The sequence below is a fragment of the Candidatus Erwinia haradaeae genome (genome assembly GCF_900698935.1).
In the GTDB taxonomy this organism is placed as follows: Bacteria; Pseudomonadota; Gammaproteobacteria; order Enterobacterales; family Enterobacteriaceae; genus Erwinia_E; species Erwinia_E haradaeae_D.
Window position 1 is genome coordinate 454,425 of the sequence record NZ_LR217715.1, and the last position, 26,569, is coordinate 480,993.

Annotated in this window: 11 protein-coding genes; 6 read left to right on the plus strand and 5 right to left on the minus strand. The window is 35.0% G+C overall.

The features are described 5' to 3' along the window. Nucleotides 1–209: 209 nt before the first annotated feature. From topA to dapE, 4 genes are all read left to right on the plus strand, one after another. Nucleotides 210–2,819 carry a type I DNA topoisomerase gene (gene topA / locus ERCIKOCA2762_RS01460; protein WP_157988449.1) on the plus strand — a complete coding sequence of 870 codons (2,610 nt, stop codon included), beginning with the start codon at nt 210–212 and terminating at the stop codon, nt 2,817–2,819. Nucleotides 2,820–3,931: 1,112 nt separating this feature from the next. Beyond that, the gene (gene cysB, locus ERCIKOCA2762_RS01465) at nt 3,932–4,906 is read left to right on the plus strand and encodes an HTH-type transcriptional regulator CysB (RefSeq protein WP_157988450.1); all 975 of its coding nucleotides are present in this window, start codon (nt 3,932–3,934) and stop codon (nt 4,904–4,906) included. 303 nt (nt 4,907–5,209) lie between these two features. Further along, the gene (gene lpxM, locus ERCIKOCA2762_RS01470) at nt 5,210–6,184 is read left to right on the plus strand and encodes a lauroyl-Kdo(2)-lipid IV(A) myristoyltransferase (RefSeq protein ID WP_157988451.1); all 975 of its coding nucleotides are present in this window, start codon (nt 5,210–5,212) and stop codon (nt 6,182–6,184) included. Between the two features lie 2,032 nt (nt 6,185–8,216). Further along, a complete protein-coding gene (dapE, locus tag ERCIKOCA2762_RS01475; RefSeq protein WP_157988774.1) occupies nt 8,217–9,353 on the plus strand; it encodes a succinyl-diaminopimelate desuccinylase in 1,137 nt (378 codons plus the stop codon). A gap of 735 nt (nt 9,354–10,088) precedes the next feature. Here the strand turns inward: dapE and holA are convergent. The 3 genes from holA to leuS all read right to left on the minus strand — a co-directional run bounded on the left by holA (nt 10,089) and on the right by leuS (nt 14,350). Further along, nucleotides 10,089–11,147, minus strand: a complete 1,059-nt coding sequence (gene holA / locus ERCIKOCA2762_RS01480; RefSeq protein WP_157988452.1) for a DNA polymerase III subunit delta — start codon at nt 11,145–11,147, stop codon at nt 10,089–10,091. Between the two features lie 85 nt (nt 11,148–11,232). Then, nucleotides 11,233–11,751, minus strand: coding sequence for an LPS assembly lipoprotein LptE (lptE, locus tag ERCIKOCA2762_RS01485; protein WP_157988453.1), 519 nt, complete (start codon nt 11,749–11,751; stop codon nt 11,233–11,235). Nucleotides 11,752–11,764: 13 nt separating this feature from the next. Further along, the gene (leuS, locus tag ERCIKOCA2762_RS01490) at nt 11,765–14,350 is read right to left on the minus strand and encodes a leucine--tRNA ligase (RefSeq protein ID WP_157988454.1); all 2,586 of its coding nucleotides are present in this window, start codon (nt 14,348–14,350) and stop codon (nt 11,765–11,767) included. Nucleotides 14,351–15,251: 901 nt separating this feature from the next. Between leuS and ligA the strand changes: the two genes are divergently transcribed. Both ligA and lon read left to right on the plus strand, forming a co-directional pair. Beyond that, nucleotides 15,252–17,021, plus strand: a complete 1,770-nt coding sequence (ligA, locus tag ERCIKOCA2762_RS01495; RefSeq protein WP_157988455.1) for an NAD-dependent DNA ligase LigA — start codon at nt 15,252–15,254, stop codon at nt 17,019–17,021. Nucleotides 17,022–20,068: 3,047 nt separating this feature from the next. Further along, entirely contained in the window at nt 20,069–22,414 is a 2,346-nt protein-coding gene (lon, locus tag ERCIKOCA2762_RS01500) for an endopeptidase La (RefSeq protein ID WP_157988456.1), read from the plus strand. A 248-nt stretch (nt 22,415–22,662) separates the two neighbouring features. On the opposite strand, the gene rpoD is transcribed toward lon, so the two are convergent. Beyond that, the gene (rpoD, locus tag ERCIKOCA2762_RS01505) at nt 22,663–24,501 is read right to left on the minus strand and encodes an RNA polymerase sigma factor RpoD (RefSeq protein ID WP_157988457.1); all 1,839 of its coding nucleotides are present in this window, start codon (nt 24,499–24,501) and stop codon (nt 22,663–22,665) included. 258 nt (nt 24,502–24,759) lie between these two features. Then, nucleotides 24,760–26,508: a DNA primase gene (gene dnaG / locus ERCIKOCA2762_RS01510; protein WP_157988458.1), complete on the minus strand. Its 1,749-nt coding sequence runs from the start codon at nt 26,506–26,508 to the stop codon at nt 24,760–24,762. Between the last annotated feature and the right edge of the window lie 61 nt (nt 26,509–26,569).

The window sequence follows — 26,569 nt, forward strand, 5'->3', positions numbered from 1 at the left end:
ATCAGTTATGTGCTGTAATGCATCTTAATGTGATTTTGTATTTCATATTTCAGATTAGAAAATCGAAGGGTCTGTAGTGATACTACTAAGACCATCATAGATCCAGTAGATTTAAGTTACCAAATTTGCATACTTAGTGTGAATATTAGAAGAATAGTCTTCATTAAATGGAAAATAACTTTAGGGGGTGTCGTTGAGTAAAGGAAATCATGGGTAAGGCTTTAGTAATAGTTGAGTCCCCGGCAAAAGCCAAAACAATTAATAAATACCTTGGCAAAGATTATGTAGTAAAATCTAGTCTTGGACACATCCGTGACTTACCAACTAGCAGTGTGCTATTTCGCGAGAAGATTCAATGCATCACTTTTGGAACTAATCAAAAAATAAAAAAACATGAAAAAATTTCATTATTTCATCGTATGGGAGTTAACCCTTTTGATAATTGGGAAGCTACTTATCGTATTTTACCCGGTAAAGAAAAAGTGGTATCTGAACTCCAAGTATTAGCTGAGCAAGCAGATCATGTATATCTTGCAACTGACTTAGATCGAGAAGGAGAGGCTATTGCGTGGCATCTTATGGAGGTAATCGGAGGTGACACTTCACGGTATAGTCGCGTGGTGTTTAATGAAATCACTCAATCTGCTATTTATCAAGCTTTCCAGAACCCTGGTTCACTAAATATCTATCGGGTACATGCTCAGCAAGCACGTCGTTTCATGGACCGTATAGTCGGTTATATGATTTCACCAATTTTGTGGAAAAAAATTGCACGAGGATTATCTGCCGGGCGTGTGCAATCAGTAGCGGTGCGTTTAGTAGTTGAGCGCGAACGGGCAATAAAATCTTTTATTCCTGCGGAATATTGGGATTTGCATGCTGCTCTTTATACTATAGCTGGTGTGAGTTTGCAGATGCAGGTCACGCATCACTTACAAAAATCATTGTGTGCTGTCAATAAGAAAAAAATAGATACCGCTATCAGCCTACTATCAAAAGCACGCTTTATTGTAGCACATTGCATAGATGAGATTACCAACGTTCAGCCTAGAGAACCATTTAGTACCTCTACACTACAACAGGCTGCTAGTATACACCTTGGTTTTAGTGTTCACCAAACCATGACGATGGCTCAAAAATTATATGAAGCGGGTCATATCACTTATATACGCACTGATTCTAAAAATTTAAGTCAAGATTCGATAATAATGGTGCGTCGTTATATTAAATCTGAATTTGGTGAGAAGTATTTACCATCTAAAGAGTATCTCTATACTACTTTAAATAATCAACTGGAAGCACATGAAGCCATTCGTCCATCAGATGTAAATATGCTTTCTACTCAATTAAAGAATGTGAAAGATGACGCGAAAAAGTTATACCATCTGATTTGGCGTCAGTTCGTAGCGTGTCAGATGGGACCAGCACAATATCATTCTCGCACCTTGATTGTAAATGCAGAAGATTTTAAACTTAAAACAAAAGGACGTACATTATTATTTGATGGTTGGACAAAGGTTATGAAACCGCGTTATGAAGATTACACTGACTGTCAATTACCACAATTAGTAGTAGGCAGTGAGTTAATTTTAGAAAAAATGCTACCAAGTCAGCACTTTACAAAACCTCCCTCACGTTTTAATGAACCTTTGTTGGTGCGTGAGCTTGAGAAACGAGGAATTGGTCGTCCATCCACTTATGCTTCCATTATTTCTACTATTCAGGATCGTGGATATGTTAAAATGCAGGATCGTCGTTTTTATGCTGAAAAAATAGGTGAAATTGTTACTGACCGTTTAACAGAAAATTTTTCTGATTTAATGAACTATGATTTCACTGCAAAAATGGAAGATAGTCTTGATCAAATAGCAAATAATATACTTGAATGGAAGATTATTTTAGATGATTTTTTTATTAAATTTAGTGAAAAAGTAAAAATCGCAGGAAAAGACGATGCTGATGGTGGTATGCGGACTAACCAGATGGTAAGTACATCTATTGAATGTTCCAATTGTAAGCAAAAGATGGGTATTCGTACCGCTAGAACCGGAGTGTTTTTAGGGTGTATTTCGTATGTTTTACACCCAAAAATGCGCTGTAAAGGGACTGTAAATTTGATTCCAGAGAGCATGGTATCGAATATTTTTGAAGGAGATGATGTAGCGAGTAGTAGGGATGCAACTGCTCTAAAGGGAAAACGTTATTGTAAATTATGTGGTCTGTCTATGGATCCTTACTTCATGGATCATCAACGTAAATTGCATGTTTGTTCTAGGAATCCTGAATGTTCTGGATACGAAATTGAATATGGTGAGTTTAAATTAAAAGGATCCAAAGGTCCAACCATACAATGTGAGAAGTGCGGCTCGGATATGCCAATTAAAATAGGGCGTTTTGGTAAATATATCGCTTGCATCAATAATGACTGCAAAAATACACGAAAGATTATGCGTAATGGTAACATTGCACCAGAAAAAATAGAACCAGTACCTTTACCAGAATTAATATGCCAAAAGTCAGATGCCTATTTTGTTTTGCGTGATGGTTCTGCTGGAGTGTTTCTTGCAGCACATACATTTCCAAAATCGCGGGAAACAAGAGCTCCACAGGTAGAAGAGCTACAACGTTATCGTGATCGGTTACCAAAAAAATTGCATTATTTAACTGATGCACCTGTAATGGATGCAGAAGGGAATAAGTCGACAGTTTATTTTAATCGAAAAACTAAAAAGCAATATGTTGCCACTAAAAAAGATGGTAAAAATACTGGTTGGTGTGCATATTTTATGAATGGTAAATGGGACGAATCACAAAAATAATGACATTTATACCAGATGGCACGTACGCTTAAAAATTACACATGTTGTGATGATGTACCATATGGTAATTGATTGCTCTCAGCTCTAAGAGACTATGATGCAGTATCAACTTATGCTATCAGTTATAAAAGATACATGCAGTGTATTTATATCTAGGTATCATATAAAACGGTTTTATGCAATCTGTAAATGCATGTACATTGTCCTATAAATAATAGTCCACGCGAGTGTTTGATGTAGACAAGAAGCTGTTATATATTTTGTTGTACCAAGATGTCTTCTTAATATTATTGTGATTATTCTTATCCATGCTGTATGCATAATCTATGATTACTACTAGAGCATTATGAGAATGGCTCTGAGATTACAAGGCGTATTTAAACCGTTTTAATAAATAAAATGCACAGATATTAGATTTTTATCTTATATAGATAATATAAAATTTTTTTGCATAATTTCATATATGTAGAATGATGTATCGCATCAAGGAGATATCAGAATCATAATTTACTAAACATGGCAATGTAATCCTTTGTGCATTATGTGAAAAATCTATCCAGTTGTACAGGTCCGTTGGTACTAAAATATTAGTATTCATAGTGCAATCTAGTGATTGAATAGACATCAATAATTATATATTTGCCATTTTTTATATATGCAAATATGTTATAGTTAATGAATTTCATATACCTAAACAAGGGATATCTATGATATTAAGCGGTATAATAGGCAGCATAACTCGGCATATGGTGGTTCCATGACTACGAGTGAGTAAATTGTAAGAATGGTTTTTTAACCTTCATCTAATAGTGACGAATTTAGAGATAGTAGCGATCATGATATTTTATAGTACATATCATGAAAATTATAGAATAGCTGTATGATTGGTTGAAGATCACTCATTCATCTACAGAAACCTTAATTATATACTCTAATATACAGTCCGGGTCGCGTTCCTGACTTATGGTTTTATATGATACTATAAAAACAAAAACTGAACACCTCTATCGTGTATCTAAACCTTTTCCTGATTGTTGAATAGTGTTTAAAGGGTTTTAATGGAATGTTTGTGAGGGCCTCTTTGTGTTGTCTAAAATAAGATGGAAAACAAAATGAAATTGCAGCAGCTGCGCTATATAGTTGAAGTTGTGAATCATAATCTTAATGTGTCTTCAACCGCAGAGGGTCTTTATACTTCCCAACCTGGTATTAGTAAGCAAGTACGTATGCTAGAAGATGAGCTTGGAATTCAAATTTTTACCCGCAGCGGGAAACACTTAACTCAAATCACCCCAGCAGGACAGGATGTGATTCGTATTGCTCGTGATGTTATGTCCAAAATTGACGCAATTAAGTCAGTGGCTGGTGAATACACCTGCCCTGATAAAGGTTCTTTATATGTTGCCACAACGCATACTCAGGCACGTTATGCATTGCCGACGACTATTAAAAAATTCCTTAATCGGTATCCTGGTGTTTCTTTACATATGCATCAAGGCTCTCCAGCGCAGATAGCGGAAGCAGTCTCTAAAGGTCATGCCGATTTTGCTATAGCTACTGAGGCTTTGCATTTATATGATGATTTAATTATGTTACCTTGTTATCATTGGAAACGTATAATTATTGTTACATCTCACCATCCTCTGTCTAAACATTATTCAATATCTATTGAAGAGTTATCTCAATACCCATTAGTTACTTACACATTTGGGTTTACAGGACGTTCAGAATTAGATACAGCGTTCAATCGATCTGGTCTCATCCCCCGTATTGTATTTACTGCTACAGATGCAGATGTGATTAAAACTTATGTAAGACTTGGATTGGGTGTGGGAGTGATTGCCAGTATGGCGGTGGATCCGATCTCTGATCCTGATTTAGTTAGAATTGCCATTGAAGATGTTTTTACTGCGAGTACAACAAACATTGGATTTCGACGTAGTACTTTTTTGCGTAGCTATATGTACGACTTTATTCAGAAGTTTGCTCCTCACCTGGTTCGTAATGTGGTTGATGCAGCTGTTGCATCACGGTCTAGTGAAGATATCGACGCCATGTTTAAGGATCTAGTGCTACCAGAAAGATAGCCGGTTCTTATTTTAATACATCTGAGCAGACAATGTATTTTTTTAGAGATGATTTGTATACACAATCTGATTTATAATAGTGTTATATACCATATATATAAAATCGTCGTAATGTGATGCCATTTCAGACTATTAATAGAATTTAAATTTATAGGTTCTTTGTTGAGAGAGATACTGAAAAATATTTTTGCATGAGCATTTTGAAATACTAGTTGCTGCCATTTTTCATGATTTCTGCTAGTGTTTTAAAACTATTCTTATATGTAAATATATTACACCTTGGCTATTATATCAGGTTAGTAGATGGCAAACAGAAAACAGAGTCACGTGGAATTCATTCCTCTCTTTCAAAAATCTTTTTTATTGCCACGATACTGGGGTGTGTGGTTAGGGATTACCACACTGGCTGCGATTACCTTAATTCCAGCGCGCTTACGTGATCCACTGTTAGGTGTGATAGGACGAATCGCTGGGAAATGCGCCCCAAGTGCTCGACGTCGAGCACTGATTAATCTACTATATTGCTTACCAGAAAAATCTGAATCCGAACGTGAGAAAATTGTAGATGCGATGTTTGCAACTATGTTGCAGGCAATAGCTATGATGGCGGAATTGGCACTGAGGCCAAATATAGTGAAAACTCGTATTCATTGGCATAGACGCGATATTCTCGACTCACTTCGTGATAGTGGGCACAATGTGATATTGTTAGCACCCCATAGCTGGGCAGTTGATTTACCTGCAATGCTGCTGGCTGGCGAAGGACAAAGAATGGCTGCAATGTTTCATAATCAAAGTAATCTAGTTATTGACTATGCGTGGAATTTAGCCAGATATAGATGCGGGGCTAGAATGCATGCCCGTAATGATGGTATTCGTCCTTTTATTAGTTCTGTTCGTCAGGGATATTGGGGGTATTACCTTCCTGATCAAGATCATGGAGAGCAGCATAGTGAGTTTGCAGATTTTTTTGCTACTTATAAAGCTACTTTGCCAATTGTTGGAAGGATGATGAAGGTATGTCGTGCAAAAATTGTCCCGTTATTCCCAGTGTATAATAGTAAAACTCATTCTTTAGAGATTTACCTTCGCGCACCATTGATAGAAGATGATCTGGTGACTGATAGTGCCGGGCAAGCAAGACGCTTAAACGCAGAAGTGGAAGTATTGGTTCGTCCGAATCCAGAACAATATACGTGGGTATTAAAGCTATTAAAAACCCGTCGACCAGGCGATCAAGAACCTTATTCTAGACAAGAACTGTATCCCAAAAGATAGATACAAGCACAATTGCGTGAGAGTTATTTTTTATTATTATGCACTAAAAGTAAATTATGTATAATAATCATGATTACGTGTTAGGAAGGCAAGAAAGATATTGTTTCGCTTAGTGGAAAAAATAAGAATGGCGTGTAAGACAGTATGTATGTTTGTTCTTTACTTGATTAGATTCTGTCATATTATCTTTAATCTTTAATAAAGATGAAGGATTGCATACATCATATATATGAAGCGTAGTCAAGCTTAATAATTAGCACTTAATTTGTACTAATGTGATTTAAAAATAATCGGTATGTTACTCCTCAATTTGAATGTCAAAATAAATAATTTATAGTTTACACAGTTACATAACATGCATGGAGTATTAAGCTATTTATTTTAATACGCGATAAATTATATAAAAAATATAACCGATTATATGTAGATCGGTTCTAAACTGTACAATACATGCATTTTAAAAATTTAAATAATTTTTATAAACACACTAAGATATTTATATTTTAATAATAAAAGATATTTACTGTCTTGCATATCATTAACTGTGTATTACAAGATAATATATCTCGTATAAATATTATACTATCTATTACGTTGTTTTTAGTAATCGAAAAAGACAAATTAGAAAGCAATATTTTCTTATGAAGAGTAATTTATTAATATTTACCATAATCACTCTATCAATTATTTTTTTTGCATGAAACAGTATTTAAAGAATATTTTTTCTACCTATAGAGTGTTTTTACGAAATGCTATTACTAAGTGATAACACACAAAATATATGAATGAATTTTATGAAAACATTGTCTGTTATGAATATGCATTTACTTAAAAGAAGCATGACAGTACATTATTAATCTTTTTATTTTTACCTAAAAGGTAATATAGAATGACAAGAAAGATAGTGTATATGAAATACAGTGATTAAAATATAATATAATGAGAAGGGAAAAATTGAAAAATAATGAGAATACAACTAGATTTTTATGTAATGATTATATATTTCATGAAGTATCTGCATATGTATTTTTTTAAAATATAATTATGCATTATATTAATCACTAATCTAGATCAAATATGATTAGTGTAATTATCTTCACTCAATTAATTGATCATATTTGATTATTGTCAACGCATGTATTCCTTGTTAAAAAATATTTTTGTTCTATATAGATTATTTTGGTAAACCATAAATGTTTTTCATTTGGCACATCTGATTTTGAGTGTTTACAACACATGATCTATTCATTTATTTTTTTCTAGTAGTATTTTATATTTTTCATCATCTGTGTCACGATAAAACAATATAAATGTTTAGATAAAGATGAGATGGATACTATGTTTATAGAAATATAAATAATCGTCTGCGTCAGAGAATATGTATTTCTGCGCATATCATCAAAGAGACATGAATATTGAAAAGTACGAAAGGTATATACTATTTGTGAGTGAAATACCATCAAGAGCATAAAGTTTCTGCCTAAATACGTAGTAGTCTCTAATTTTAACAGACTTATTGGTATGATGATTCCTTGAAAAAATTTAAGATAGTGCATGACTGTAATATAATTACATAATATATGATTATATGCTATAAAATAGCGTTACAAAAAGAACACTAATACCGTAGTACTACAATAGTCAATACTTGACACTAGAGATCATAAAATTTTAGTTCAGTGATTAAATAACACATATTATTTTTTGATTTTGTTTATTGACAATATTTATCTATCTTACGCACCTATGACGATCATGTTATAGGGTTAATAGTAAAGGCATATCTCATCACACAAATCACTTTCTATTCACACGCTATGTACGCTATGACATTTGACGCAACCAGTCTTTTCACATGTCAACCATGCAAAGATAATTAGTGGTATAGTCACGCGACTCGTATCATGAGATGTAGTATATTTCTTTTTTAACAGAAAGTGTAATAAAATTACTTGCTGATTTCACCTCAGAATAACTAGTTAATACAGATGCGTTAGTGCATCCATTGGTAATTTAGGAAAAAATCATGACAATTTCTTGTCCGATCCTTGCATTAACGCAACAATTGGTTTGTCGTCCATCTATTAGCCCTCACGATGCCGGATGTCAAGATATTTTAATGTCTCGTCTACAAAAAATAGGTTTTACCATTGAAATACTAGAAATCAGTAATACTTTAAATTTTTGGGCATGGCGTGGGCATGGAAAAACATTAGTCTTTGCAGGTCATACTGATGTAGTACCAGCCGGTGATCCTAAATTATGGATGTACCCACCATTTCAATTAACTGTTCAGAATGGGGTTCTATTTGGTCGAGGGGTGGCTGATATGAAAGGTGCTCTTGCATCTATGATTGTAGCTGCTGAGCGCTTTGTGAATATGCATGAACACCATATAGGACGCTTAGCATTTTTAATTACATCAGATGAAGAGACAAGTGGTGCTCATGGCACAGTAAAGATGCTAGAAAAACTAATGATACGTAATGAACGCTTAGAATATTGCCTTATTGGAGAACCAACTAGCACAAAGGTAATAGGTGATATAGTGAAAAATGGTCGGCGTGGGTCCATGACTGCTAATTTGCATGTTCATGGAATACAGGGTCATATTGCTTATCCGTATCTTGCTGATAACCCTATACACCGAGTAATACCAGCTCTTCATGAACTTATATTGATAGAATGGGATACAGGCAATATATTTTTTCCGCCAACCACGATGCAGATTTATAATATACAGCCGAGTTCTGTCACGAGTAACATTATTCCAGGTGACTGCTGTATAGAATTTAACTTTCGTTTTAATAATCAAATTACAGAGCTAATGATTCAAGAACGTGTTCAGGAGGTTCTTAATCGACATCAGTTGCAATATGATATTTTATGGAATATTTCCCGTCAGCCATTTTTTACACCACGAGGTTATTTTTTAGACGAAGTATTAAATGCTGTAGAGCATTGTACGCATCATAGCCCTCAGCTATCCACTGCGGGGGGGGCGTCGGATGGCTGTTTTTTTCATAAAATTGGAGCACAAGTAGTTGAGCTTGGGCTAGTAAATTCTACCATTCACCAAATCAATGAATGCGCCAAAGCCTCTGATTTGCAATTGCTCAGCCAAGTATATCAGCGTATTATGGAAAATATTGTTATGTCAAGTAGGTGATAGTCCAATGACATTTATTAAACATTACTGCTGGTTACTTGGAGTGGTGCTATTGATTGGAGTTTTTTTTACTGTCTATATAGACCTAAAGAGAATTAATCCAACAAGACAGAGACACACTCAGTCTAATGTGCCTTTGTCTCACCCAAGGAAGAAGTATGTCAACCATGAAAATATTAAAAGATAGAATCTTTGTACCATCTAATCTATAGATCGCATGTATTCTAATTGAGATTAATAAAACATAGTGTTTTTACGAGCCATCGTATTGATTGCCACTGCTTGTATTTATACAGATTCTATCTACAATCAGGTTATAAACTGTTTTATTATGTAATACGCCTCTAAAAGACTATAACGTAGTATACAGGTTTGATGGCAACATGTACTAACTATTTTATTGGTGCGTGGTTTCTAAGTGGATATGTTATATATAGAGCTCGTCTATCAATACGTATCTAAAAATATATGTATTAGTTTTGTACTAGTGGTATGACGTTATGAAAAGTTAACAAGAGCATGGTTTATATTATTGAACGAGGAAGAATGACAGAGCATTCGAGCTGGTCTGAATGTATAGAATTGTATGGATGTCTGTATTTTACACTCTAATACTGCTAGTAAGTTATACATTTAATAGTACATTTAGGCCGAGATTCTAGAATTGATGATACATACTACACGTAAGTAAAGCTTTTACCGCTATCAAGGCTAGAGATTTTGTTTAGATCTATTCTAGATACAGAATGTATCTGATATTTCTACCTCATCAATACTTAACGGACAATTCTTATGACAACATATTATGGTTAGCATTTCTAGTTCTAACCACAATGGTTGGTTATCATGCTGCTTCATGATCAATTCTATGTTCATTAAAAGTCTAAAGATTCGAAACCATTGTGCATGCTGAAGACGTTTAAGGGCTATTTTAAATATAATGCGACGCTTGTCTAATACTCTATATTGATTAAACAGAGTATCCACTGGGGTATGGACTGTTTGTAGTGTTATAGTTATCAGTAACAAAAGATTACGCTGAAGTATGTGTAGTAGTAAAGTGATAGAAATACTATTTTCAGCAGAAATTTGTTGTAAAATGTGCATCGCACGTTTGCTATCGCCCAACAATAAAGAGTCTATCCACTCAAAGATATTAAAATGTGCTGAATCATGAACTAGTTTTTCAACATGATTTCTCGTTAGTGGACGATTAGAAAAAAATATACGAATCTGTTCTAATATTTGTGATAATGCTAACAAATTTCCTTCGTAGTAGTAGCATAATAATTGATTTACCGTATCATCTATATCTATATTTAATAGGCGGGCTCTAGAAGTAATCCATAAGGATAATTTGTTAGCGTTAAGTTGATGACACGGAATATCCACTCCATGAATGCAGAGAGCTTTATACCAATTGCTTTTTTCGTGTATTTTAGTGAGTGATTTCATCTTTAATATTAGAAGAACATCTCTATGCAGAAAGGTAGCTAAAGTTGCGAGTTGTGCGTGCATTATAGCAGTAGGACCTGGTTCTGGTAAAATAAGCAGCAAGATTTGACGAGTGCCTAATAAACTGAAAGACTGACAAATAGAAAAAATATAGTGCCAGTTAGTTTGATGATCCAGAGTAATAATAAAATGTTCGGTAAAACCCTGTTGTTGTGCAACAGTAAAAATAGTATTTTGTGCCTCTTCTAATAAAAAAGGTTCATTACCATGAAGTATATAACAGGCTCGTAACCCACTTTGTAGCTTGAGGCTCAGTTGTTCAGGATAGACTCTTAGCATTATTTTTATACAGTATATTGATATGAGGAGAGTACATCTTGTTGACAACATCGTGACTCTTTAATCATGCATTGTTCTTATTGTCTTATATTAGTCTGTTTTTTTCGACAATATCCAACGTTGTCAGCTGACGTATTAGATTTTCTATAGCCTGCTTCCGCATGTCATGAATAATAATGTTTTGTTCAGTATCGTTTGCTAAAGCAGCATTTGGATGATAAAAAAAAGAGCGAGATACTCTAGATGTAATAGGATAAATACCTTTATTTGGTATTATCACTTCTGCATAGATATTCATCATAATCAGATACTCAGAGGCTTTGCCATTGGGAAAGGTTGCGATCGTATCGCGATTAAGAGTCTCCGCTTGTAAGTGGAGAGATGCAATATTTTTATTGTTTGTTGAGGTATCAATGATATTCACATTATGAAACCTTAATTCTTCGTATACTGCAGTTGCTAGAGGGCCATAGGGATCTGTAGTGTCTATAATGAGCGTTTGTAGAATCTGTGGTATATTACAGATAGGATATGTATGATATCCGCATCCACTGAGATTTAATATGAGAAAATAAAACAATAGAGATAGTAATAATTTTCGCACAAAGTTTTCCTGATTATGAGCTAACGACTAGATTCAGTAATTTTCCTTGGATATAGATCACCTTTTTAATTTTAACATCACGAAGATATTTCTGAATAGTAGGAACTTTTTGTGCCAGAGATTGAATATGGTCTGGATGGCTATCTGCCATTACCATAATTTTGCCACGTAGCTTCCCGTTAATTTGAATAACCACCAGAATTTGTTCTTCTATCATTGCTAACTGATCGACTTCGGGCCATGGGGCATAATCGATTTCCCCTGCGCCTCCTAAGGCTTTCCACAAAACAAAACTCATGTGTGGAGTGAATGGATGAAGCATGCGTACAATAGTCATCAAGGCTTCTTGCATAAAAGATCGCGCTGTTTTTGTGTTTTGCGGTGCATGGACAAGCTTATTTGTAAGAGCCATTATAGCTGCAATCGCTGTGTGAAATGTCTGCCGACGTCCAATATCATGTGAGACTTTAAAAATAGTTTTATGTAAATCACGACGTAAGATCTGCAGTTCATGGTGAAATTTATCACTATTACTGATCGATAACATACGGGTATGAACATGCTTCCAGACTAGTTTCCATACTTTTTTCAAGAATCTGTATGCTCCTTCGACACCTGCATCTTGCCATTCTAACGTCATATCTAATGGAGCTGAAAACATCATAAATAGTCTGACAGTATCTGCACCATAACGGTCTATCATAGTTTGTATATCAACGCCGTTTTTTTTTGATTTTGACATTTTAGTCATGCCAGCATAGCGTACTGTGTTTCCGGATAGATCTATGGCGCGTATAATGCGTCCTTGACTATCACGTTGGATCGTGAGAGTGGACGGCTCTATCCAACGACATTCACCTTTACTACCAGTTAAATAAAAAGCATCAGATAATACCATCCCTTGACATAAAAGGCGTTTGACTGGTTCATCAGAATGAACTAATCCGGCATCACGTAATAGCTTATGAAAAAAACGGAAATACAAAAGATGCATAGTAGCATGTTCAATACCTCCTATATATTGATCGACTGGAAGCCAGTAGTTAGCAGCAGCTGGATCTAACATTCCAACGTGATAATCTGGACAAGTATAACGTGCATAATACCATGAAGACTCCATAAAGGTATCTAATGTATCAGTTTCGCGTAGTGCGGGCCGGCCATTTACAATGGTCTTAGCCCACTCTACATCAGTGTTAATAATGCTTGATGTTCCATCTATTAAATGATTTTCTGGCAATAGAACAGGTAATTGATCTTCTGGAACAGTTATTGTGCTGCCATTTTCCAGGGTAATCATTGGGATAGGTACTCCCCAATACCTCTGACGAGACACGCCCCAATCTCTTAAACGATAAGACACCTTACGTTTCCCTAAATGATTTTCAGCGAGTTTGTCTGCAATAGCAATAAAAGCTTGATCATACGATAAACCGCTGAATACACCAGAATTACAAGTTATCCCTTTCTCAGTCATAGCACATTTGTTTATATCAGGGACACTGCCATCAGCCTCAAGAATCACAGGTTTGAGAGGTATCTGATATTTTTTAGCAAATTCCCAATCATGCTGGTTGTGAGCTGGCACACCGATAATAGCAGTAGTACCATATTCCATTATTACATAATTAGCTACCCAGAGTGGTAGTGGTTCTCTTGTGATCGGATGTTCTATGACGAGATCGGTTAAGATACCTTTTTTCTCTGTTTTTGTAAGTTCAGCTTCTAAAACTTTTGTTGTATAACATTGTTGAATGAATTCCTTTAATACAGGATTTTTCATAGCTTCTTGATGTGAGATGGGATGATTAGGTGCTACTGCGACATAGGTAGTACCCATGATAGCATCCGGACGGGTAGTATATACACTAATTCTTTTTGTACTGTTTAGAATTTTACAATATAGCTCTATTCCTTCTGACCTACCGATCCAATTTCTTTGCATGGTTTTTACGTTTTCAGGCCAATCTACTAACGTCTCAAGATCGTGAAGTAATTCATCAGCATAATGTGTAATTTTAATAAACCACTGTGGTATTTCTTTATTTTCGACCACGGAGTGACAGCGCCAGCAGCAACCATCAACCACTTGTTCGTTAGCTAATATAGTCATGTCATGTGGACACCAATTGACTGGTGAAGTTTTTTTATAAACTAAACCTTGCTTGTATAGCTGGGTAAAAAACCACTGTTCCCAGAGATAATATTCTGGCTGACAGGTAGTTATTTCACGACTCCAGTCGTAGCTAAAACCAAGTAACTTTAGCTGATTTTTCATATGTTGAATATTGGAATAGGTCCAAGATGAGGGGGCAGTATTGTGTTCTAATGCTGCAGCTTCTGCTGGTAATCCAAAAGCATCCCATCCCATTGGCTGTAAGACATTCTTACCTAGCATGCGTTGATAACGTGATAAAACATCACCAATAGTATAATTTCTCACATGCCCCATATGTAGATGTCCGGAAGGATAAGGTATCATGGAGAGACAATAATATTTTTCTTTAGCTATGTCCTCAGTGACCTTAAATGTTTCATGCTTTTCCCAGTGTTTTTGTACACGAGATTCGATCTCTTTATGATCATATTGCTCTTTCATGGAGCTCATGGTCCTTTGTAAACTAATGTATATATTAATTAAGTATACTATAATAAAGCTTACTGATCAGAGGTACAAGTCTTTAAATATAGAGGTGTTTGTCATAGAATTTATAAAGACATCATATATAATGAATAAATATATTATATATGAGGCTAAACACATCGTGTTAAGTATTGTCATGATCGTTTTGGTATCTTTAAAAAGTAAAGATGCATTGGAAATGTAATAATAAATTTTATTATCGTTATATCGACTATAACCACTATATAGCAGATCTACTGCTATGAGATTACGGCGAGATCTTGCCGAGTTAATTAAAAATATTGAATCAAGGGTAGGATTCCAATTTCCTTGATCAGGAAGCTTATCGATCATTACTCATTAGTTTTATATCTTGATAAAGCCTGCATTATTAAAGGATTTTCTATTGCTTAAATCTTTTATCACTTACTTATAATATATAGCCTATGTATTATAGAACGACATAAAGTGACTGATAGATACTAAAATTGTGCCCTTTACTATTGATAGATAATTAAGATATAACTCGAAGGTCTTTTTAGTGAGGGTGATTAGATTACAAATACACTCAATGGATAGTAAGGTTTGTTTGATCTACATCATCATATGGCCGTAATAATTTATTCAGCATGTTGCACGGAACTGTATTGTTCCACATTATCCGTAGATAAAAATAGAATCAAATATTTTATACGTCTAATATTTGCATGTTAGTTAACGAGAGCTATAGTCTAACGTTATAGACATAACTAGTGTATGAATACTTACGATACATCATACTCTGTTTTGATTTTTAGCGCATCGACCTATCTATGATACTGTATACTTCTTTAATTACTTCATTTTGCGATATGGATCGCTATCATGGTTTTACACTATGCAATCTATCAAAGATACAATTACTAATTTAAAAACTCTGATCCGCCATTATCAATATCAATATTATGTCATGGATTCCCCGGACATTCCAGATATAGAATATGATGCGTTGATCACGAGCCTATATCGATTAGAAATGCTGCATCCTCATTTCGTAACCTCAGATTCACCCACTCAGTGCGTAGGTGGATCTATATTGCATAGCATGTTTAAGAAGATTGACCACAAAACACCGATGCTATCTTTAGATAGCATTACTAATAAAACAAGATGTGTGGAATTTTATACACGCCTAAAAGACAGATTACAAATTGATGGTGATATCGCGTGTTGTTGTGATCTAAAAGTAGATGGTCTTGCAGTAAATTTACTGTATGCTCATGGTAATTTAGTTCAAGCTACTACGCGCGGTAATGGCATTACTGGGGAAGATGTAAGTGATAATGTCAAGACTATTCAAGTTATTCCGCAGCGCTTAGAAAGCAATGATCAGCTCCCAAAGTATTTAGAAATACGGGGAGAAGTATTTATGTCACACGCCGGGTTTGAAAAACTGAACGCACAAGCTTATCGTGATGGACGTAAGTTATTTGCAAATCCTCGGAATGCTGCAGCGGGCTCATTGCGTCATCGAGACCCATGTGTTACTGCCATGCGTCCTCTTAGTTTTGTTTGTTACGGTTTTGGTCTGTGCAAACAAGGTACGTTTCCACGTAGTCACATAGAAGGTTTACGATACTTAAAAACCTTAGGTGTGCCAGTTAGTGATTATCTATGCTTTTGCTGTAATGCTAAGGAAGTTTTAGATTTTTATAACTACATTCAAGTTAATCGTTCATTACTTGGTTTTGATATTGACGGAATAGTCATCAAAGTAGACAATTTAGCTTGGCAAGAAAGATTAGGTTCTACTGCACGTGCTCCGCGATGGGCCGTAGCATTTAAGTTTCCAGCACAAGAAAAAATAACCAGAGTACTTAATGTCGCATTTCAGGTTAGTCGTACTGGAGCTATTACACCAGTTGCAAAACTAGAGCCTGTTGTCATTGCCGGAGTCATTGTGAGTAGTGCGACATTACATAATGAATCTGAAATTAATAGATTAAGACTGAAGGTTGGTAATTACGTTATTGTTCGCAGAGCAGGAGATGTTATTCCAAAAATTATAAGCGTCATGAAGATAAGTCCTTATACTGATTTTAGTGCACAGGATATTATTTTTCCCACTAATTGCCCAGCATGTGGCTCAAAAATACAACGCATGCCTAAAGAAAGAGTAGTACGTTGTACAGGTGGTTTTATTTGTATAGCACAACGTATAGGGGCATTAAAACACTTTGTATCACGTAAAGCATTAAACATTCATGGACTGGGTAACAAACTGCTTCATCAGCTAGTGGAAAAAGGATATGTACAAAATCCCGCTGATCTCTTTAGCCTCACGTTGCAGCAACTAACCAGTTTAGATTCTATGCGTGTTAAATCAGCACAAAATATTTTAGATGCACTCACTCAGTCAAAGCGTACTACTTTTGCCAGGTTTTTATATTCCTTAGGTATTCGCGAGATTGGATCCGTGACCGCAGAAAATCTTGCGGAATATTTCTGTACCCTAGATTCTTTGATGAAAGCAAACCTCACCACTTTAAACAAAGTAGATGGCGTGGGGAAAGTGGGGGCGCGCAATATAAAAAATTTTTTTAATGAAAAACATAATTGTCAGATCATTAAAATTTTAGTAGAGCAAATCGGTATTGATTGGTCATGAGCAATAATTCTCACAAACAACAAAATAGGCGCTATACAATAGTCTGATAACATCAATACATGCTAGTCTTTTTTTTCAACTATTATGTACTATCATAAAAGCATACCATAAGCATATGAAATTCCAACACTAGGCGTCTTTGCTGAATCATTCTTTAATTATAATGTAGTAATTGCTACAGGATCTAGTGATATATTGTACGAAGACAGATAACTACCAACAGAGAAAAATAGGATTTGCATGGTTGTAGTGATATATATGCAGGGGGAATAACATCTGTATTAGGTAGCATGTAATATAAAAAATAAAATGCAATGTTATCGATGATTGCGATTGATTCCACTTAAATTTCTAGTTTACATTTTATATGCCTATGTTTTCTACAGCCTTCTACAATTTATTTACTAAAGAGATTTTATGAGTAAAATCTTATAATTCTGATATATACTATCGGACTGAAGGTAGTAGTCAGACTCACTCGATGAGTATGCGATAACATTCTTTCATATTTTACAGATAGAATTTACTGCTGATAAGCTAGACATAAAGCATAGAGCAGTAGATAATATATTTTAGAATTTTAAATTAATCATACATATCATAAGTAGTGTTGAGTTTTTATATCTTATCCAGAGTGTTGTTATAGAACTGAAAACGAGCCTTAAGAACGATAGGAGTGTATATGCAGGATAAGATGACTCATTAGATTACTTAGAAAATAATCGTCTATTAGAAATCTATGCAAGAACAAATATGCAGTCTTGCATCAGTTCATGAAATCGATATTTCAATGATTAGGTAAATAATTGACGAAATTAGTCAGTGGTTGTTAAGGTGAAATTTACTAATTTAGAACAATGCTAAATAATTATCATGGAGGGCCTGCAAGTTGCATATAGATCTAGAATCAAGAATCAATCAATGGATTCCTGAAATACTTTTAGAACTAATATTGGTGCTTTTTAAAATTATTTCTGCATTATTTTTTCTATAGTAGGGGGGTTATAATTATGATGATATGTATCATCGATACTCAGTTATGCTATGGCATAGCAGAACCATACCTATATAAGTTGGTAAGGTAATACAGAAAAAAATGTGTTAAAGATAGAGATTGTATTCTTGTTCAGAGGGGTTGATTTCCTTCACTGAACCACGTGTATGGATACACCTGGTGTTTAATATAAGTCTGTCGTAATTTGAGAGCAAATTCAGATCTGATTTTAAGAAAAAATTCGCTTTACTGTATTATCGGAAGCTCTATATTGTGTTGTGTATGCGGAATGTTTTTATAGTATCATGCTATGATTAGTGTATGCTCATAGGTGAGCAATGTGTAATTCGTATGTATGTTTAGCGCTATATGCTTTGAAGAATTTTGCATGGTCTTCATAGGACAGCATAATACATCTGCACATAGAAGCATGCAACTTACTGAGAAGGCCATCGAACTTATAAAGCGTAGTATGCGCTCTTTAAGAAGAGTTCTAGTGGATTATGTTAATATGAAACGCATATCTGCAGTTCCTTTATTTTTAAGTTGACATGTTTATAAATTTCGCGCAGAAATATTAAGCTATTTTTAATGTTAGTAAAATTTTTACCATGTGGTGTTAGTTAAAAATACTATCTGTTATATTAATCTAGTGTTATATATCTTGCTAATAGGAATACCATTCAACGTAGTAGTAAAAATAATTAATAAGAATCATAGGTGTGATTTTCTAACAAGATTGAAACCTGAATCCCCGGGGTTATGTTTATGGAGTTTGACGAGTCATATATTTCTACATACTATCTGGTTTGATTCATAACTACGTATGAATGTTAGGCGGGAAGATATGACATACATAAGTATATACAAAAATTTTTATGTATGATCCATGAAACAATATGTATATGCATTATACTAGCGTTTATGAAAATATGCATGTGACTTATAAAAACGTGCTAGATACACACAGTACTAAATTTTAACAAGCAATGGTGACAGAAAGTTCAATCTTATTGAAGGATTTAAATTTAAAATTTTTATACTATATATTAAAATATATCGAGATATTTTTTAAAATGACATACACGTAGAATACATAAAGGCAATAAATACGAGAATAAATGGTGCATCATATATCAGTGCTTTCTAGTGAAGGGGATGCTAGGATTAAAAAAAATCACTATCGGCACTAGACGGAATTTTATTCCAGTATATTTAGAGTAGATACTCCCAATAATCTGTAATGCTCGCATAAAAAAATAATAAGTACTGTGACGAAATTAGACGTATGGTATCAACGCAAAAACTGTATATGTCAATATGAGAAACTTATGCCTCGTGTGATAGATTATAGTAGCGAGAAAATTAGAAAGACTGATTAGTCTCTTATCAATGATAATACGATTATACATATACAGAACATGTTTTATTTATTTATCCTACGTGTAAAGAGTACGTATGCATACGTAATATGTAACTAAAAAAGATGCACTATAATATAGTAGTAATATGCCGATTTATATTGTTGCTTGAACACCAAGCTTGGTTATAATCATAGCTCAGTTTTCAATGAAGTTACATTAACATCAAGAAAGCATATAACTTTTAAAAATCATGATTATGGATAACAATACAAGAAGAATTTGTGAATGCGCTGTAATAATATCTACACCACACTGTTATAGGAAAAATCATTTTGATGTGTGTCACAATCAGGTTGGCAATAGAGCAGCATATCAGCTTATCTTAATTAAGTCATAGGATTGATAATGCATCATAGAAATGCGATCATAACACCATTCTTGTAAGGCGATATGAAATTCTTGTAAGGTGATATGAAATGATTTTATCAGTGCGTAGTTTTACGTGATACCAAATAACAGTCCGATTAATGATTAATACATGAGATGTGTGATTAATGTATTAAATCAATTTAGTTCATATGAATCTGTAGTTTGACAGATTTACGAGTTACTCATACCGTGAATATTGCAAGATTATGCGACCTTATTAAGTAAGAAGTAAGGCTTAAATTAAACTAAGAGAGAATTGTATGAATTCTGAGTATGCCGAATGCATTGAAATCCCTGTATTACCGTTGCGGGACGTAGTGGTTTATCCGCACATGGTGATTCCGTTATTTGTAGGTCGTGAGAAATCTATTCGCTGCCTAGAAACGGCTATTGAGCATGACAACAAGATAATTCTTGTTGCTCAACGAGAAGCCTCAACGGATGAACCTCGTATTCAGGACCTCTTCTCAGTTGGAACTGTTTCCTCTGTGTTACAAATGTTGAAGTTACCAGATGGTACTGTGAAAGTCTTAGTTGAAGGATTACAACGCGCACATATCATAAATTTATCGGATCATGGTAATTATTTTACAGCTAAGGCTAAATATCTAATTTCTTCTAGAATGGAAGAAAAAGAACAAGAAGTGCTAATTCGTGCCACAATTAGCCAATTTGAAGGGTATGTTAAACTTAATAAAAAAATCCCCCCTGAAGTGTTAACTTCTATACATGGTATCAATGATGCTGCACGTCTTTCTGACACAGTAGTCGCGCACATTCCATTAAAATTAGCAGATAAACAGTTAGTCCTTGAGATGTTAGACGTTAGTAAACGTTTAGAATATTTAATGGCTATGATGGAATCAGGAATAGAATTGCTACAGGTAGAAAAACGTATTCGTACTCGCGTTAAAAAACAAATAGAAAAAAGCCAACGTGAGTACTATTTAAACGAACAGATGAAAGCGATTCAGAAAGAACTTGGTGAAATGGATGATGTGCCAGATGAATATGAAATATTGAAACGCAAGATTGAGATGGCTGGAATGTCGAAAGAAGCACGCATGAAAACTGAATCTGAACTACAAAAGTTAAGAATGATGTCATCTATGTCAGCAGAAGCTACTGTCGTGCGAGGATATATTGAATGGATGGTTAAGGTACCTTGGCATGCTCGTAGTAAAATTAAAAAAGATTTAAACAAAGCACAAGAAATACTAGATACTGATCATTTTGGATTAAAGATTGTCAAGGAAAGAATACTAGAACATCTAGCTGTTCAAAGCAGGGTTAGTAAAATTAAAGGACCGATTCTTTGTTTGATCGGGCCACCTGGTGTTGGTAAAACCTCATTGGGGCAATCTGTAGCTAAAGCTACCGGAAGAAAGTATATACGTATGGCATTAGGTGGAGTACGTGATGAAGCAGAAATTCGTGGTCATCGTCGTACTTATATTGGTTCTATGCCAGGAAAGCTAATACAGAAACTGGCCAAAGTTGGAGTAAAAAATCCATTATTTTTATTAGATGAAATTGACAAAATGTCATATGACATGCGAGGGGATCCAGCAGCGGCTCTGCTAGAAGTGTTAGATCCAGAACAGAATGTTTCTTTTAGCGACCATTATCTAGAGGTTGATTATGATCTTTCTGATGTCATGTTTTTAGCGACATCCAATTCTACAAACATTCCAGCAGCGCTACTAGATCGTATGGAAATCATTCGATTGTCTGGTTATACAGAAGACGAAAAATTGAGTATTGCTAAAAGACATTTGTTATCAAAACAAATTGAGCGTAATGCATTAAAAGAACATGAATTCATTGTGAACGAAAGCGCACTAATTAGCATTATTCGTTATTATACGCATGAAGCGGGAGTGCGTAGTCTTGAACGCGAATTATCAAAATTATGCCGAAAAGCTGTGAAGCGCTTGCTTATAGATAAAACCGTTAAACAAATCATTATTACCTCGGATAACTTAACAGAGTATCTGGGTGTGCAGAGATATAAATACGGACGTGCCGATAGTCAAAATCGCATAGGTCAAGTAACTGGCCTTGCATGGACAAATTTTGGCGGTGATTTATTAAACATTGAAACTGCTTGTGTACCAGGTAAGGGAAAATTAACCTATACTGGATCGCTAGGTGAAGTGATGCAGGAATCTATTCAGGCTGCATTAACTGTTGTGCGTGCTCGCGCAGAGCAATTAGGTATTAAGCGTGACTTCTATGAAACAAGAGATATTCATGTACATGTCCCTGAAGGCGCAACCCCTAAGGATGGTCCAAGCGCAGGTATTGCTATGTGCACTGCATTAGTTTCTTGTTTAACTGGTAATCCAGTGCGATCTGATGTGGCCATGACCGGTGAAATCACGTTGCGTGGTCAAGTATTACCAATCGGAGGCCTGAAAGATAAACTATTAGCAGCAAGAAGAGGAGGTATTAAAACTGTTTTAATACCTGATGAAAACCAACGTGACCTAGAAGAAATTCCAGACAATGTGATAGCTGATTTGGATATTGATCCTGTAAAATGTATCGAAGACGTGCTCAATCTATCTCTTCAATTTAAAATACCCCCGTCTACATCAATATAGGTAGAGATGCAAATATATTTTGAAACAATATTCACCGGATGGGGTGAATATTGAATGTTCATTTAACAACTAACTGATTGCATACATATAAACGAACAGAGAGATCTTTGAGCTAGCGGTACAACTCATGATGTTGAAAAATATCTCGATATATATACTACAATAAGTATATGTTTGTGTAATCATGATTCTTAAATACATACTTAAGATTGTATTAGACATATAATACAAATATCTTAAGAGGTTTCTTAATCATCCAAAAAGCTACGTAAAACTTCGGATCTGCTGGGATGTCGTAATTTACGTAGTGCCTTTGCTTCAATTTGACGAATACGCTCTCGTGTAACTTCAAATTGTTTTCCAACTTCCTCTAAGGTATGATCTGTATTCATATCAATACCAAAACGCATGCGTAAAACTTTTGCTTCACGTGCGGTCAAACCCTCTAGTACAGAGTGTGTGGCTGAACGAAGGCTTTCAGAAGTTGCAGAATCTAAGGGTAACTCTAAAGTAGTATCTTCAATAAAGTCCCCCAAGTGTGAATCTTCATCATCTCCAACGGGTGTCTCCATAGAGATCGGTTCTTTAGCAATTTTCATTACTTTACGTATTTTATCTTCTGGGATCAGCATCCTTTCAGCTAATTCTTCTGGTGTTGGTTCACGGCCTATTTCTTGTAGTATTTGACGTGAAATCCGATTCAACTTATTAATTGTTTCGATCATATGCACTGGAATACGAATTGTACGTGCTTGATCAGCAATTGAGCGAGTAATAGCTTGACGAATCCACCATGTGGCATAAGTTGAAAATTTATAACCACGTCGGTATTCAAATTTATCGACCGCTTTCATTAATCCAATATTTCCTTCTTGAATTAGGTCTAAAAATTGTAGACCGCGATTGGTATATTTTTTAGCAATTGAAATAACTAATCTGAGATTTGCTTCAACCATCTCTTTTTTCGCTCGGCGTGCTTTGGATTCACCGATAGACATCCGGCGGTTGATATCTTTAACCTGCTCAATAGTTAGGCCTGTTTCCTCTTCTATTTTTTGAAGTTTCCGCAGGCTGTATTCTACATCATTTTGAACATCTTTAAGTTTGTCTGACCATCTTTTATTCATTTTTATCGCAGTTTGAAACCAATTGATATTGGTTTCATTACCGCTAAATAAACTTATAAAGCTTTTTTTTGGCATTTTACACCATTCTACGCATAGCTTCATAATAAGACGTTCTTGTATTCTGACCCGATCCATCATGATTCGCATATTGTCTACAAGTAACTCAAATTGCTTTGGAACTAATCGGAATTGCTTAAATACATCAGATAGATTTTGGATTTCTATAAGAGCGTTAGCGTGACTACGGCTTCTAGATTTAATAATAGTCCGAGTGATTTCATATTGTTTTCTTAAAGCATTGAATTTTTCACGCGCTAATTCAGGATCAATACTATTTTCATCCTCTTCATTATTTTCATCAGATTCTTCATCCTCATCTGTTTCATGTTCATCTGATGGTATGTCCGCAATAATATGAGCAGCGGTAGGTGTTATTTCCTCCTCCGCATCGGGATCTACAAAACCAGTGATTAAATCAGACAGACGGGCTTCATCTGATTGCACTCGATCATATTGTTCTAAGAGATACGTAATGGCTTCAGGATATTCAGCAACAGAACACTGTACTTGATTAATGCCATCTTCAATACGCTTAGCAATATCTATTTCGCCTTCACGGGTTAACAGTTCTACTGTGCCCATTTCACGCATATACATGCGAACTGGATCCGTTGTACGCCCGATTTCTGATTCAACACTAGATAACACTTGAGCGGCTGCTTCTACAGCATCTTCGTCAGTATCACCACCATTCTCATTAAGAATCAAATCATCAGCATCAGGTGCTTCTTCTACAACTTGAATACCCATATTATTAATCATTTGGATGATGTCTTCGATCTGATCAGAGTCTATGATATCATCTGGTAGATGATCATTTATCTCAGAATAGGTTAGATATCCTTGCTCCTTACCACGTGTAACTAGCAACTTCAGTTGTGACTGTGGGTTTTGATCCATAAGACAGTATCCACACTTCTTAAAATTAGATGGATCTTGGACATATATAGCCAAGAATAAAAGTATGAGGGTCTTGTGATGACCATCGTATCCCGTTATAAAAACTATTAGTATCTTCGAATAAACATACAAAATCAGAGCACTAAGTTTTTATCTCATAATCACTGTATGTATTATTTTAGTATTAATTGTGCGTTAATGACTGTTATCAACATAAATCATTTATTTTATTGAATACGTATATTCTCTGAAAATTTTTTATGTATAATGCTTAATAGATTTACTTAATGTCCATGCTGTATACCGTTCTTGACGATTCAGCCCGCTGATACGATCACGAGCAATCAGATTGTCTATTTTTCTCTCTTGATTACAGATACAAAGATTAGAAAACGCATCAAGAAACATGGTTTGTATATTGTCATCTACAATCATGTGGTTCCACATTGCCAGTCTTTCAAGGTGTATGCTAAATTTTGTACCACGGTATAATTCTAGTAACTGCCCAGTTGTTAAAACAGGGTTCTGCAGGGAAATATTAACTAGATTACTAAATAACGAGAAACCAGGTTCTTCGAACATTTCGAGGTTCTCTAGTGGCGGCAGAATATGAGCAAGAGAAGGATTTTGAACCAAAAGCCCAACTAGCATACGCATGGTAGTATTTTTTATTTGTGGTTGACTAAATTTTTCTTGACTATAGGTTCTTTGTAACACCAGTTTATTTAATTGCCCTGAATCGAGTATACCAAGTTTATTACCTAACTCCTGACACACATAAAGACGCAACATTTCGCCCGGTATGCGGCGAATCAAAGGTAACGCTAAAGCACTTAGTTTGGCTCGACCCTCAGCACAACTTAAGTCCACCTGTGACGTCAGTGTTTGAAAGAGAAACATTGATAGAGGTATAGCATTTTTGATACGCATGTGAAATGCGTCCTGACCTTCTTGACGTACTACACTATCAGGATCTTCTCTGTCAGGAAGAAACATGAAGTTGATTTGATAACCATCATTCATGTAAGGTAAAGAAGTTTCTAATGTGCGCCATGCAGCAATACGGCCTGCGTCATCACCATCATAGCAAAAAATGACTTGTTTGGTTAAGCGAAATAATAATTGAATATGTTTAGCTGTCGTAGCAGTACCTAATGACGCTACGGAATAATCTACCCCAAACTGAGTTAATGCTAAAACATCCATGTAACCTTCTACCAACAATAATTTGGAAGGTTGAGGGTTTATTTGAAGCGCTTCATATAAACCGTATAGTTGGTTTCCTTTATGAAAAATTTTTGTTTCTGGGGAATTAATATATTTTGGGACCCCACTGGCAAGAATACGCCCGCCAAATCCTGTCACATGGCCTTGTTGATCATGAATAGGAAACATAATCCGCGCGCGAAATCGATCATAACTATGCCCTTGATGATTCGTGATGATCATACCAGAATCGATCAATAACTTACGATAAGTTGGGCGAAGTCCAAAATTTTTTAATAGATTATTCCATCCAGGCGGAGAAAATCCAATGGCAAAACGCTCAATTATCTCCTTACTAACTCCGCGCTGTAAAAGGTAATCATTAGCTATTGAGCATTCTTTTTGTATTAGGCGTTTCTGATAAAAAACACGTAAGTCATGCATCAATTGATACAAACGCTTACGCTGAGGATATTTAAAGAATATGGTGTTCTGATTATCTTGATATGGTACTTTCAGACAATATAAATTGGCCAATTCTTCAATACTTTCAATAAATGTCAAATGATCATAATTCATGAGAAAATCAATAGCGTTTCCATGAGCACCACAACCAAAACAATGATAGAATTGTTTCTCGTTATTGACAGTGAAAGAGGGGGTTTTTTCTTTATGAAAAGGACACCATGTATGATAGTTTTTACCTTTCTTTTTTAATTCAAGACGCATCTGAATGAGGTTTACGATATCCGCACGTCCGATTAATTCCTTAATAAATGTTAGTGGAATACGTTGTTTCATAAAAACCTCTGGCTATCTGAAATAGGTCGGAGTATTTAGCTCATAATAGCTTTGTTACTAT

Excerpts from the sequence above, each read along its gene's own strand:
- ligA (WP_157988455.1), top strand. The coding sequence starts at position 15,252 with ATGCAATCTATCAAAGATACAATTACTAATTTAAAAACTCTGATCCGC.
- holA (WP_157988452.1), bottom strand. The coding sequence starts at position 11,147 with ATGCTAAGAGTCTATCCTGAACAACTGAGCCTCAAGCTACAAAGTGGG.
- topA (WP_157988449.1), top strand. The coding sequence starts at position 210 with ATGGGTAAGGCTTTAGTAATAGTTGAGTCCCCGGCAAAAGCCAAAACA.
- leuS (WP_157988454.1), bottom strand. The coding sequence starts at position 14,350 with ATGAAAGAGCAATATGATCATAAAGAGATCGAATCTCGTGTACAAAAA.
- cysB (WP_157988450.1), top strand. The coding sequence starts at position 3,932 with ATGAAATTGCAGCAGCTGCGCTATATAGTTGAAGTTGTGAATCATAAT.
- lpxM (WP_157988451.1), top strand. The coding sequence starts at position 5,210 with ATGGCAAACAGAAAACAGAGTCACGTGGAATTCATTCCTCTCTTTCAA.
- dnaG (WP_157988458.1), bottom strand. The coding sequence starts at position 26,508 with ATGAAACAACGTATTCCACTAACATTTATTAAGGAATTAATCGGACGT.
- rpoD (WP_157988457.1), bottom strand. The coding sequence starts at position 24,501 with ATGGATCAAAACCCACAGTCACAACTGAAGTTGCTAGTTACACGTGGT.
- lon (WP_157988456.1), top strand. The coding sequence starts at position 20,069 with ATGAATTCTGAGTATGCCGAATGCATTGAAATCCCTGTATTACCGTTG.